Source organism: Bartonella vinsonii subsp. berkhoffii ATCC 51672, assembly GCF_902825225.1.
Classification (GTDB): domain Bacteria; phylum Pseudomonadota; class Alphaproteobacteria; order Rhizobiales; family Rhizobiaceae; genus Bartonella; species Bartonella berkhoffii.
The window spans coordinates 1-14,249 of the sequence record NZ_CADEAK010000011.1 but is presented as its reverse complement, the minus strand read 5'-3'; the positions used below and the strand labels follow the sequence as shown (position 1 = coordinate 14,249).

Below are 14,249 nucleotides of genomic sequence, written 5' to 3'. Positions count from 1 at the left end.
TAAAGAAATGATCAAAATACAATCAAACTAAAAACGGTAGCGCAATCCACCAGAAAAACTAATTCCGGAAAAACCAACCTTATTAAGCTGATGCTGATAATTCAGATCTGCGTGAAGCGCAAACTTTTGAGATAACTTGGCATTAAAGCCCAATCCCGCTTCTAGGGAAGAACCAAAAGCTCCTAACTGGAAAGCATCTTTAAAGTGCACAAATTTCTTATCTCCCAATCCATGCGAAAGGTAAAGCTTACTATAAAAGGAAACAACACGTGCTTCATCGGTTGCACTAAGCGTCTTGGTTAACCGTCCACCAACACGTGCCATCCATTGATCAAGTTTCCCCATATCGATATCAAAGTCATCAATATCACGGGTCTTATCAAAGTGGAGCTGTTGATAAACAACCTGAACCTGCGGATCAACAACAAAGCCTTCATACCCTATCATAAACATTTTACCAGCAGTCACAGAAGCACTGAGAGGTTTTCCCTTTAATGTTGCTGTTTTGCCCCGTGCAAGAGTAAGAACATTCCCTTGAAACAAACCATAGGAGAGAAGACCATCCACATAACAGCCCGCATCATGCTGTATACCGCCATACGCTGTAATAGACCATTTATCAAACGCGCTCTTTTGGCTTTGTTCAACATCTAAAGGTTGTAGAGAAAATCTTTCATAAGACCCTATAAGCCCTAAAGATGCATTACTATGTGCATTCTCAATTGTTTGCAGTAAAGCACCGGCCTCTATAGCGTGATAATCAAGCTCACCACCATAACCATATTCAAGCGCAGACAAATTTGAAGCATAACGGTAACTTCCACCATAGCCGCGCACAAAAAAGGCAGGCTGTTCATCACTTTTCAATAATCCTCCAGAAGCAATTCGCAAAGCTTCTAAGCGATTGTTTTGACCATTAATATTCATCAAACCTGCTTGAAACAAGGCGTTGGGCAAAAGCAAATAAGTTGGAACTTGTGGAACAACAGCCTTAATTTCTGGTTTAGGACGAGGTTCCGGAGCTGGTTCTGGAGAAGGTGTTGGTCTAGGCTCAGGTTCTGGAGCTGGCGTTGGGCCCGGGGTAGGATCAGGTTTAGGTTCAACATATCTATTTTGGAGACGAAAATCCCAAAAGTCTCCTCTCCCGTTCACCAATCTTTGCCCCACACTCGCTTTCCCTAAATCAGATTCTGGACCATAAGCATAAAGCTGATACTGATAAGGAGAATGGTTTACTGTTACATAACCACCTTCCAACAGAAAAGAATCTTTCTCTGCTGTTCCAGAAACCTGAATAATGGAAATCCCTTGTTCATTTCCACCATTCCCCGTGAACGCTCCCGTACTTCCTGAAACACCACGCACATGAACTGTTGTTTTTCCAGAAACATCCCCATAAATCAAAACACGATCGGTCTTTTGATTATCAAGAGCCCCCCCCAGAATTCAGATATGTATTAAGATAAATATGCGCACGCTCCTGTGCCTTATAGACCTCACCTGTCCCTTTTCCAATGTGAAGTGTTTGATACATATAATTCTGGTTAGGTTTTGATGGTGTAAACTTAATGGAACTACCACTTATAAGATTTACGAGTGAAACAGATGAAATACCTTTCAAAGCAGATTCATCCTGCTCTCTCTTTTGCTTTGATTGTAAAATCCATGTCGAACTATCGCCTAAATAAAGCTTAGCAGTAGAATTCTCATCAACATATGCTCCCCCCTCAAGAGTAGTAGAAGCAACAGCTAAAACTGCCACAGAAGCTCCCTTCTCAGCTTTTAAGAGGAGACTGTCTGAACTCAAGGTACTTTCCATTAAACTCACAACACCAAAAGTCTTGTCGGTACTGTAAATTGCATAATCCTGAGCTGAAAACATCGTCCTCTGCAAATTGACAACCTCCAATCTGCGTGGAGTCTTCTCCTCCTCTGAAGAGTCTTCGTTAGCAAGTCTTTCCCATGATTTTTCTCCCTTAAAATACACACCATAGGCGTTGTTTCCACTCACCGTAACAAAAGAAGATTCAATGTTGACCTCAGTGGCCTCAACATTATCTGATAAGTCTCCAAGCGGCAGAATTGAATTAGAAGTAGCTACAGTATTTTCTGATAATACGCCATGAACATTTATCGTTTTAATAGTACCCTTAAAATTAATAGGACCACCTAGATCCGTATGCAAAACTGCATGGTTCTTGTTTTCGCTATCTTTTCCCGTAATCTTAACATTCTCTAGATTTATCTTTCCACCTGACGTTGAAGAAACCCCATGGCTGTTCATAAAATCAACGGATCCACCAGACATCCAAACTTCTGAATTCTTATAACTCAAAAGACTTGCTTTCCCATCGCTCGTCTTAATTTCTGTATCTTCCAAAAGAACATATGACTTCTCTATTGCTTCAACAGCCTTTTGACTTCCGTCAATAATCCCCTTGTTCACCTTAATAACTCCATCGCTAGCATAAAGAGCTGTACCTGCATTCTTGAGAATGGGATTTTTTAAAACAATCTTTCCATCCTTTGATACAGATACGCCATATGTAAAAGATCTCCCTAGAACTTGACTACTAACAGCTACATTTTCCCCCGTAACTTCTGTACCTCTCCCCTTTACTGTTATAGCAGTAAGATTATGAGGGGCATTCGTCATCTTATAAGACCGATTGTCAATAGTATCTTTTGTGCAGTCATCGCATATATAATATAAACCATCATATAACTTCAGCCCACTATTCTCGTTAGAAAATCTATATCTAACAGGAGGATGTTTATCCCTCCTCTCTCCACCATCCCCTTTAAGAGGAGAATTCGAGTTACTCCCACTAAGAATGCTATTAAAGGAAGCTGGGACTTCATGCCCATCGATCCATGTATAATATCTATCAGAGATGTTTTGAGCCCTATAGATCGAAGCAACATCTATCGGAGCGGTACTTGGATACTGATAAACGAAAATATCGCTTATTGGGGGGATGGGCGAGGTAACAGAAATATTAGGAACCCCACTATTCTTCTCTACATTTGCACCAATTCCTATTCCACTTTGAAGCAAAGAAAGAAGAGTCGTTGTGACAGTATATAAACAGACATGATTTTTAAAAACTTTAATCATAGTTCCCTCGAAACTTTTCTTCCCCTCTTATTGAAAACAAAAGCTATGATAAAAACATTCCGGTAAGCACCTCAAAATATGAAAAAGGTGAAACCAAAAGAATGCATCTACCGCTCATCGGAACCGTGCAATGAATTATCTCAATAAACTTGGCGGAAGGTCTAAGCACAACACAACAAACTACCTCTAAGAGAATAATTCCTTTAAGCACAATCTATACGAGTATAATGCATTCTGTATTTCGTGTAAAGGGAAAAAAACTATAACGTGCAATTAATAAAATGTACCATCTATCATTGTGGACTAAAAAACTGACAAAAGATGCCCATGAAAAAGACTGCCAAAATCCGTAAAAACAAGATTAAGGAAGCATAAAGCTTTATAGCGGATAAATAAGATCAGGCAGGATATTGGACACTACTCACACTGTGAGCCCTCCATCATAAAGAGCTCTCTAAAAGCCTGTTACCGTAGTGTATTTTATTACAAAAAAATTTTAGAAACTCATTTTACCATAGAAAAAAATGATACGATCATAAAATACTTTCACACACAAAATAAAAACATAACTTCTCGAGTCCGTATCAAAAGAACAAAGATTTTTTGATAAAGCAAAACAGATTGTTATAAAGAAAAAAGGCAGCACAGTGTGCTGCCTTTTCTATAAAGGTACGTATTGTTTCTTATTCTAGAATTGATAGCGGACTCCTCCGGAAAAACTAGCTCCAGAAAAACCAGCCTTATTAAGCTGATGTTGATAGACAACATCACCGTGCAGAGAAAACGCTGAAGACAATTTGGCATTAAAGCCTAACCCAGCTTCTAGGGAAGAACCAAAGGCTCCCAACTGGAAAGCATCTTTAAAGTGCACAGATTGTTTTCCGCCAAAACCATGAGCAAGATAAAGCTTACTATAGAAGGCAACAGCACGCACTCCTTCAACCCCTGTAGGCGTTTTAATTAAACGTCCACCAACACGTGCCACCCATTGATCCAGTTTTCCCATCTCAATATCAAAGTTATCAATATCACGAGCCTTATCAAAGTGGAGATGTTGGTAAACAACTTGAACCTGCGGATCAAAAATAAAACCTTCATATCCCGTTGCAAATGCTTTACCACCAATCAATGAAGCGCTGAGAGGACTTCCCTTTAACGTTGCTGTCTTCCCCCGTGCAAGGGTGAGAACATCACCTTTGAACAAACCATAGGAAAAAAGACCATCCACATAGAAGCCCGTATCATGCTGCATGCTTCCATATGCTGTAACAGTCCATTTATCAAATGCACTCTTTTGACTTTGTTCAACATCTACAGGTTGTAGAGCAAGCTTTCCATAAGTGCCCATAACCCCAAAGGATATAGCTGTATCAGCATTTTCAATTGTGTGCAATAAAACACCTGCCTCTACGCCATTATAGTTAAGATCACCTTTGTACCCATATTCAAGCGCAGACAAATCTGAAGCATAACGGTAACTGCCACTATAGCCACGCAAATATAAAGCAGGGTTTTCGCGAGCTTCTATCTTTCCACTAGAAGTCGTGCGCAATATCTCCAACTGCTTGTTTTGATTGTTGATATCCATCAAACCGGCATGGAATACGCTATTTGGTAAGAGCAGATAAGTTGGAACTTGCGGAACAACAGATCTCACAACACGTTCACCATATGAAGAAAACCCCACCTTAGAAACGGCAGAAGTATATGCAAAACTACTAGGTTTAACATATTGATTTTCTAAGCGGAAATTCCAAAAATCCCCACCATTTTCCATAAATTTCTGATGAACATGGTCCTGCGCGGAAGTCGCTTCTGGACCATAAGAACGAAGCGTATATTTGTAAGGTGAATTTGCCAGCGTAACATAATCACCACTCAGTTGGAAAGAATCTTTCTGCGCCTTTCCATAAACCTGAATAATTGAAACACTATGAGCCTGATCCTTTTCACTTGTATTTCCTGCAACACCTCGTACATATACTACAGTTTTTCCAGAAACATCACCATGTATTAAAAGTCGATCGGTTAACTGATTGACATCCGAATCACCAGGACTCAAACGTGCATTAAGATAAATTGCAGCATTGCCCTGCGCCTTATAGACAGTTCCTTTTCCTTCTCCAATACGAAGTGTCTGATACTTTAACTCTTGAGATTCCAAAGGCGCAAACTCTATAAAGCTATTGACAAGACTTACCGAAGAAACACATGAATCTATACACTCTGAATCTGAAGCGCTTAAACTCTTATGTGCACTTCTTTTCAGATGCCACTCTGATTCATTAGTTAAATCTAATTTGGCATAAGAGCCTCTATCAACGCGTGCACCACCTACAATAATAGAGTTATCAACCGAAATCCATATATTAGAATTATTCTCAGCTTTTAACAGCAGATCACCAGAAAGAGTTGCTTTGTTTTCTAAGGAAACACGACCACTAGAATTATTACCATAAACAGCTATACTCTTTAAAACTTCGAAAACAGTTTTTTTCAATGAAACCATCCCTTCCATGCCCGTAAGTGCTTTCTCCGATAAGGGTAGTGCACTTGGCTCAACACTTCTTGTTTGCCTAACAGGATTCCTATTTGTAACTTGATTCTGTTCATTTACTGGTCTTTGTACCGTACCATCAAAATATATACCATAGGATCTATCACCTTCCACTGTAATAGTAGAAAACTCGATATTAGCGCGATTTACAGAGGGACGAACATCAGAGGATCTCTTATTCCTGGAAGAACCTCTCTTAACAACGTCATCAGTATCCCCAACCCACACACCATGGGCATCAGTAACAACATTCCCATTCGTTAAATCAACAGAACCACCATCGCTCAACAGAAAAGCCGAACGCCCAAACATTTCTCCATCATCCGACTGGCCTTGTCTTTTTTTCAAAGTAATGTTAACCTTATTTAATTTAATATTTCCCCCCATTTCTGACCTCACTGCCACTCCCTTTGCAAGAGTAATCAACCCAGAGTTCATGGTTATTTCACCACCCCTACTAGCCAGACCAGCTACAGCTAAAGGCCCTTCTACATTAATTTGCGTATCACTTAAATTAATAGACGATCCGGAATCTGCCAAAACACCCACATAATGAGCACTAATCGTTCCATCATCCATCTTGACCTTCCCACCTCTCTGCGCCTCAAGCCCAATCAGAGAAGATTGCAATGTTGATTTTTTATTCAAAACAACCTCTGCCCCCTCTTCCGCAAGCACAGCACTTACAGGTTGTAATTTAGTAAGATCAACATTATTTTTATTATCAGAAGAATGCGCACCAATAACAGTAGCACTTTCTAGATTAATAATTGTATTCTTGTTCTTTGCACGCACAGAATGCTGAGTGTTATTATTTGCCCTTAGTGTAGGATTTTTCTTGGTATGTGGCTTTCCATCACTACACGAATAAGAAATTTGCGACTCCCTCGCACCATTCCGCTCCGTATTATCACACTCAGAAGAAACAACGTTTTCAGCAACAGTAGATACCTCAAAAACAGCAGGCGTTGCAGGAACAGCGGGCTGCACAGTAGCAGCAGATGAAATTATAGGTGCAGGCCCCTTAAATAGTAGAATACGTCCTACAGGTGCAGAATTCTGAGATACATTAGAACCAACAGAGGAAGAATCTAATTTCGAGGAAACCCCATCTATTTCAGAAGTCTCAGAGTTCTCAAATGTAGCAGAATCCGTAGAAGGTAAAGCCATGTTAATCTCATCATCTTCTTCAGATCTAGACAATGACTTAGAAGAAAGACGAATAACTTTCAAAGAATCTCCAGATACGTCAGAATTAATGGAAGCAGAACCGCTAGATAGAGTAGAAACAACAGAAGGTGTAACGGACAAAGTAGATGTACCAGATGTAATAGTAGATTCATCACCTTCCTTTACATATTTAGAACAATCAAAAGTTCTCCCCTCATATGTAAAACTTGTAACAATTATTTCTTCATCCTCCGAATTGCTACAAATATGGGAAAATCTAGCAGGAACAGTAGAAGTTTCACCGGAAGAAGGAGTAGCCTTAACAGAAAGCTCATTTTTGAAAAGCTTATTTACACCTGCACCCAAAGAAAGCACATGTTCATTTTCTAATTTATTTTCCAAACGGAAATCCCATACCTCTTCATTTTTCTTCCCATTTTCAAAGCGGTTAGCAAAATACTGTCCATACCCAAAATCTTGCGTTTCTTGTGGACTATAAGCACGAAGGGTATACTGATAAGGCGAACCTGGTATCGTAATATATCCACCACCCAGTTTAAAAGAATCTTTTGTTGCCGTTCCATGAACCTGAATAATTGAAACACTATGGTATTTATCATTTTCACTTATACTTACTCTATCATCAGTTCTTGTTCTGTTGACAGCTTCATTTACATATACCTTAGTTGTTCCAGAAACATTACCATAAATTAAAAGCTGATCAGACTTTAGCACAGCACCAGAATCGGATGAAGCTATACGCGCATTAAAGTAAATACCAGAATCTCCGTTAGCAATGTAAACTGTTCCACTTCCCTTTCCAACACGAAGCGTTTGATAATCTTCACCGTTTTTTGGGGCATAGAACTTAATAGAACTATCTGCAAAATGTACAAACGATATACATGAATCTTTACAATCAGGATATGAATCATCTTGACCTTTATCCAAATTGTTATGTTTACTCTTCGTTAAACCCCACATTGATTTACCAGATAAAAAAAGCTCAGCCCTAGCATCCGAAGCTAAGCTAACCCCACCTATTAATGTAGAATCATGAGCGAAAACCGACATCGTAGAATTAGGTTCAACTTTCAAAAGCATGTCCCCGGACAGCCTTGACTTTTTTCCTAAAACAATATAGCCATTCATATTATTACTATGAGCAGCTACACCATCTGGAACGTTTAAAGTAGTCCCTTCCAAAAAAACTACGCGCGCGCCCTGTTTTGCTGCTTCATTTTCTTTTTTTTCTACTGCCTCTCCAAAATATATACCAGACGACCCCCGACCTTTTACGTCAATATTTGATTTTTTCATGCTAGCGCTCAACTTCCAAGCACGCTCATTCCAAGGACGCTTCCTCCAATCACTACTGGAATTTTGATTCAAATTGTCTGAAACGTATTGCATAGTGGACACAACATCAGAAAAACCAGTAAGCTGAGGTTCACTTTTATCACCATCCACACTAGAAACGGAAACAAACCTAGAAATCTGACTAATGGCAGAATCAGTATTAAGGAAATTATCCCGAACCCTCAAGAAAATGGTATTAGAATCATTAAAAGTTCCATTATCAAAGGCAATAAACCCTCCATTTGACAGTAATCCGGTACTCTCAAACATTGTATCTCCAATTGATTCAACCCCACTTTCTTGAGCAGCATCTGCTTTTCTCAATTCTTTTTCTCTACCCTTAATTGCAACATTTTTTAACACAACCGTGCTATTATTTTCTGAAATGACCCCAACTCCACCTTCTTCAATCATGATTGACCCAGATTTCATTGTTATTCCACCCCCATAACCATAAAGACCAAAACGATTCGTACCAACAACTACATTTTCCAAAACAACAGAAGAATCAGAGAAAGCTAAGACCCCCCCCCAAGAACGCAGGATGTGTGCATCTTTCATAATGGACTTTCCCCCTATTTGTGTCTCAATCCCAACAGTAACCCCTCTAATATTTGTACGTTCTAACTCAACCACTCCATTCATTGCTGCAAATACAGCACTCCCATAACCCGGAGAAGAAAAATGATTGACCCCATTATGATCTTCTTCATAATCTTCTGTACTATGATTTTTAAAATTAGCCGACCCTATAATAACCGAATCAGAAACTTTAACAGTTGTCGTTCGAAACTGCATAGCTGAAAAATTCATATCATTTTCAGTTATAAAAGCTATACCTTTATCCTCTATACTATTATCAGAGACTCTATCGAAGCTTTTTGTTAAATCGCTAAAATCCTGCACTATAAAACTCTGCGTAATAAAATTATTCGCTTTTGTGTCCACTGCCACCGTTTTCCCCACCGCCACAAGCCTTCCCAATGTAATTATAGCATTACCGCCAGGATTCTCTACAGAAAAATTCCCCCGTTTTATTGTATGTTTTTCACCATCTAAACAGAAAAGAGTACTTTTATAAGACTGATATCCACTATCACAAGACTGCTGCCCTACTTCAGAATCAACTCGTGCAATACCATTCGTACCCATAGAAGCATCTACACCTTGTAAAAAGAAGAAAACGCTTGTTGTTACAGCGCACAAACGCGTACGATTTTTAAATACATTAATCATATGTTAAACTTTCCAAATATGTTGTAAAAGTACTAGAATTGAGTGAAAAGAGATAAATATCCAATTTGTAACATACATTGACCTGCTTTACAACATAATGTAATAAATTAATTTGTTATTTTTTACATAAAAATGCCTAAGTTACGTTTTTAAAATGGATAATTTCTTTATAATTTTGAGAAAAGGATGAAATAATGATAACCAAATATTTAAAATGGGCAGTTGCCATCTTGATTGTTGTGATGAGCTTTACAACATTTTCATGGGCAAATACGAGCATCGATGCCAATATAACCGTCAATCATGTTTCAGGCACAACCTCTGTTCCCATCTCTCCTAAAAAGGTTGTTGTATTTGATCTTGCAACGCTTGATAATATGAACCATCTTGGCATCAAAGCCGTTGCCGGTGTTCCTGAAGGAAAAAAACCTGTGTATTTGCAACAATTTGACGGTGCAGAATATGAAAAAATTGGGTCTCTTTTTGAACCGGATTATGAAAAAATTGCTACCCTTAAACCCGATTTGATTATTATTTCCTCTCGGACTCAAGCCAAATATAAAGATTTGTCTAAAATCGCTCCAACGATTGACCTCACAGTAGGAAACGAAACCTCTCTTGAGGATATTAAGCGGAATGTGTCTATCCTTGGAAAAGTTTTTGGCAAAGAAAAGGAAGCCGAAAAAGAAATTGCCAAACTCGATGAAACTTTAGCAGAAGTTCGCAAAAATACACAAGGAAAAGGTACAACGCTTATACTTATGACTTCTGGTGGAAAAATCAGCGCCTTGGGTCAAAAGTCACGTTTTGATATTTTCCATTCCGCATTTGGAATTGCCCCTGCAACGGATAAACTGACCGTGCAAAAACATGGACAACTCATTTCCCCTGAATTTATCCTTGAAACCAATCCTGATTGGTTGTTGGTCATTGACCGAGATGCAGCAATTGGACGAGAAGGACAATCTGCAGCACAATTGCTCGACAATGAGCTTGTTCACCGTACAAAAGCTGGAAAACAAAACCAAATCATTTATCTGGATTCTTGGAGCTGGTACTGTGCTAGTGGTGGTTTAACGGGACTTAACGAAGCTGCACAACAAATCAATGAAGCCTTTACAAAAGACAAAGAAGCACAAAAATAACTTGCTTGTCATAAAAATAAAATTTAAGAGCAAAGGCTATCTTTAAGAAGCCTTTGCTTTTTTGTTGGAAAATAATTGAACGTGAAAAATTATTGGATAGCTATAACAGTCCTTGCCTCATTGTCTATTCTTAGTATTTTTGTTGGCTATTCAGATGTAACACCTTCTGATTTATTATCAAACGATTCACATGCTTGGCTTATTTTCTGGCAAACTCGCCTTCCCCGTACAATTGCAGTCCTTTTGGTAGGCGCGGCCCTTGCTCTTTCAGGCATGATTATGCAGTTGCTTGCACGCAACCGTTTTGTTGAACCATCAACCGCTGGAACTGTTGAATCAGCTTCTCTCGGCATTCTTTTTGTGATGATTTTCTTGCCCGATATCCCTGTGCTGGGAAAAATGATTATCGCTACAATTTTTGCTATGACTGGAGCACTCCTTTTTATGTTTTTATTGCGCCAAATTCCTCTAAAATCTGGCCTTATTGTACCGCTTACAGGAATTATGCTGGGATATGTGATTGGTTCCTTAACCAACGCTATTGCTGATCATGAAATGCTGCTCCCCTCCCTTCAAGCTTATTTATTTGGCAGTTTTGCAATGATTCTTGAGGGAAAATATGAAATTTTATGGTTCTCTCTTCCTCTTTGCATCCTTGCTTATTTGACTGCTGATCGTTTTACAGTAGCTGGTCTGGGAGAAGATTTAACCAACAATCTTGGACTAAATTATCGTACTGTTATGTTCTTTGGTCTTTTTATTGTTGCGTCCATTACCGCCGTTGTTGTCTGTACAATTGGTCGAATTCCTTTCGTTGGACTGATTATTCCCAATCTTGTTGCAAATTTCATGGGTGACAATATGCGCTATACGGCTCCTTGGGTAGCAATCAGCGGAGCAGGATCAGTCTTGATCTGTGATCTTTTGGGACGAATCATTCATCCTTCTCTTGAAATACCCATTAGCACCATGATGGGAATTATTGGGAGTTTTATTTTTATGATACTGCTTTTACGCTGGAGAAAGCGTCTTGGATAAAAAGAAAGCAACAACCCTCGTCTTAACAACGCTTATCGTAATGGCGTGTACTGTAATCAGTCTTTATATGACATGGAATGTCAACATCTATACGTGGTCACTTCGTCTCACAAAACTTATCTCTCTTTTGCTTATTGCCTATGCAATTACTGTTTCTACCATTTTATTTCAAACGGTTGTTAACAATCGTCTTCTTACGCCTTCTATTATGGGATTTGATCAACTTTATATTTTAATCAAAACTGTCACGATGTATTTTTTAGGCTCTCTTTCTTTGCCGTTTTTAAATGAAGAAGGACAGCTCATTTTTGAAGCATTCATTCTCGTTCTCTTTTCAATAAGCCTTTTTCACTGGCTCTTTTCAGACAGTCTAAAAGGCCTTCATTTAACCCTCTTGATTGGTGTTATTTTAGGTGGTTTTTTTTTCAGTCTACGCATGTTCATGCAATTGCAGTTAAATCCAGATCAAATGATGAATTTAACAGACATCATGTTTGCAAATTTTAATAAATTTAATACATCACTCATAAGCTTTGCCTCAATTATTGTCTTCATTGTCAGTCTGATTGGCTGGCGTTCACGTCACCTTCTGGACATTCTTGCTCTAGGACGCAAAAACGCACTCAATCTTGGAGTTGATTATCACAAAAATGCCATAGCTATTCTTATATTTGTTTCCATTTTCGTCTCCATTTCTACAACATTAGTAGGACCCGTCACCTTTTTTGGACTGTTAGTTGCCAACCTTTCCTATGAACTTGCTCCTCAGGCAAAACACTGTGTTGTTATGCCAATTGCCATATTATTGGCTATCATTTGTTTGGTTGGTGGACAATTTATTTTAGAACAAATTTTTCATATGGCAGGACGGTTGAGTTTCATTATTGAATTTTGTGGTGGAACTGTTTTCTTAATGTTATTGATGAAGGGAAAACTAAAATGATTGAAATCAATCATCTTTCCAAGACTTACGGAGCGAGATTGATTCTTGATGATTTATGTCTTCATCTCCCCAAAGGGGGGATTATTTCTCTCATTGGTCCCAATGGTTCTGGCAAATCAACTCTTTTAATGTTGATACGGCGTCTTTTACCGCATCACAAAGGATCAATTCATATTGACGGCTTTGATATTGATAAAATGCCCCACGATGTTTTGGCGCAAAAACTTTCAATCCTGCGTCAAGATAATCCCCTGTCCTTTCGTTTAACCGTGTACGATTTAGTAAGTTTCGGACGCTACCCTTACTCAAAAGGCTGGTATAATCATGAAGATAAACAATTCATTGACAGTGCAATTAGATATTTCGGCTTACAAGATCTCAAAGACCGCTTTTTGGATGAACTTTCAGGTGGACAACGCCAACGGGCTTTTATTGCAATGGTTATCTGTCAAAATACCGATTATCTTTTGTTAGATGAACCCTTAAACAATTTAGATATGAAACACTCTGTTTCCATGATGAAGCAATTACGCCGTATAGCTGATGAACTCAAAAAAACCATTCTTATTGTTATGCATGATATCAATTTCGCATCATCTTATTCAGATATGATCGTAGCACTCAAAAATGGGAAAGTAGCTTATTGTGGAACACCTAAAGAAATTATGCAGCCAGAAATTCTTCAAGACATTTACGATGTTGATATTCGAATCAAAACAATTCATGGCGTACCTATCGCCCTTTATTATTGATAAATTCCTCTCACTTATCAATCATCATAAAGACCCATTTTTACGCTTGCCTACACTCTAAAATCTGCTAAGAATGGCGATATCCACCCTTCTGGGGAATAGTTTAATGGTAGAACAGCGGACTCTGACTCCGTCAATCTTGGTTCGAATCCAGGTTCCCCAGCCAATGTAGCTTGCCTGTATGTAGCTTGCCAGCAGGTTTTGTATAATTTGACAGTAGGTTTTGTACCAATTTATTTTTTTCAAAGAGGTTTTGAAGGATCATTTAGAGTTGCTTTTATGAGCCTTATTTTGCTCTGCTCAGGAATCGCAATTTGAGATGCTTCATCTTTTCCATCAATCCCATTATTTGACAGCTAAAATCTGTAAGATATGCATGCAGAGACCAGCAAATTTTGTCTCATTCGCATCATATTTTGTAAAAATGACCTCCTTTTCAAAGGATTTTCATTTTTTCAAAGGGTTCTCAAAGGGTCTTCAAAGACCTTTCAAAGGTCATTTAAAGCCCCCTTTCATGAATCTTTTTTTCTTTTCCTAAAGATCGCAATTTGAGATGATCAACTCTTGAGCCAGCATCGGATTATTTGATCCACATGTATAAGATGTATTCACCTCTTTTAGTTTAAATTGGCTAAAGGTTTTTCGGATCTCTGGCACATCATTGAGAGACAGAACAAACTTTCCCTTTAATTGGGCAAGCAGTGTGGACATTTTCTGGTAATCCTCTCGTTTAAACAAATCTTTGCCATAGCAATTCTCAACGCCAAAATAAGGTGGATCAAGGTAAAACAAGGTCATTGGCCGGTCATAACGCCTAATAAAATCAAACCAGTCTAAATGTTCAATGGTCACATTTGATAAACGCCGGTAAATCAGCTTTAAGAACCCTTCAAGTTTGAAAGAGTTAAACCGTGCACCACGGTAGGGATTA

The 14,249-nt window shown here is 38.6% G+C and carries 6 protein-coding genes, 1 tRNA gene and 1 pseudogene; 5 read left to right on the top strand and 3 right to left on the bottom strand.

Annotated elements, in window-relative coordinates; translation table 11 throughout:
• Positions 1-27: 27 nt before the first annotated feature.
• Positions 28-3,118 (bottom strand): annotated as a pseudogene (locus J7R10_RS10250) (autotransporter outer membrane beta-barrel domain-containing protein).
• A 688-nt stretch (positions 3,119-3,806) separates the two neighbouring features.
• The gene (locus J7R10_RS06150; protein ID WP_010705570.1) at positions 3,807-9,440 is read right to left on the bottom strand and encodes an autotransporter outer membrane beta-barrel domain-containing protein; all 5,634 of its coding nucleotides are present in this window, start codon (positions 9,438-9,440) and stop codon (positions 3,807-3,809) included.
• 194 nt (positions 9,441-9,634) lie between these two features.
• On the opposite strand from J7R10_RS06150, the gene J7R10_RS06145 reads away from it, so the two are divergent.
• The 5 genes from J7R10_RS06145 (at position 9,635) to J7R10_RS06125 (ending at position 13,484) form a co-directional block, all read left to right on the top strand.
• Positions 9,635-10,585, top strand: a complete 951-nt coding sequence (locus tag J7R10_RS06145; RefSeq protein ID WP_010705571.1) for a siderophore ABC transporter substrate-binding protein — start codon at positions 9,635-9,637, stop codon at positions 10,583-10,585.
• 81 nt (positions 10,586-10,666) lie between these two features.
• Complete coding sequence (locus J7R10_RS06140) at positions 10,667-11,623, top strand: ABC transporter permease (protein ID WP_010705572.1); 957 nt, start codon at positions 10,667-10,669, stop codon at positions 11,621-11,623.
• A complete protein-coding gene (locus J7R10_RS06135) occupies positions 11,616-12,566 on the top strand; it encodes an iron chelate uptake ABC transporter family permease subunit (protein WP_010705573.1) in 951 nt (316 codons plus the stop codon). Before J7R10_RS06140 ends, J7R10_RS06135 begins: the two co-directional genes overlap by 8 nt.
• A complete protein-coding gene (locus J7R10_RS06130; RefSeq protein WP_010705574.1) occupies positions 12,563-13,318 on the top strand; it encodes an iron ABC transporter ATP-binding protein in 756 nt (251 codons plus the stop codon). Before J7R10_RS06135 ends, J7R10_RS06130 begins: the two co-directional genes overlap by 4 nt.
• Before the next feature lie 92 nt (positions 13,319-13,410).
• Positions 13,411-13,484 (top strand) — tRNA-Gln (locus J7R10_RS06125).
• A 368-nt stretch (positions 13,485-13,852) separates the two neighbouring features.
• Here J7R10_RS06125 and J7R10_RS06120 read toward each other — a convergent pair.
• On the bottom strand, positions 13,853-14,249 hold a 397-nt coding region (locus tag J7R10_RS06120), incomplete at its 5' end, for a DNA adenine methylase (protein WP_246787409.1).

Coding starts and splice junctions, on each gene's coding strand:
- J7R10_RS06130 (WP_010705574.1), top strand. CDS start 12,563: ATGATTGAAATCAATCATCTTTCCAAGACTTACGGAGCGAGATTGATT.
- J7R10_RS06145 (WP_010705571.1), top strand. CDS start 9,635: ATGATAACCAAATATTTAAAATGGGCAGTTGCCATCTTGATTGTTGTG.
- J7R10_RS06150 (WP_010705570.1), bottom strand. CDS start 9,440: ATGATTAATGTATTTAAAAATCGTACGCGTTTGTGCGCTGTAACAACA.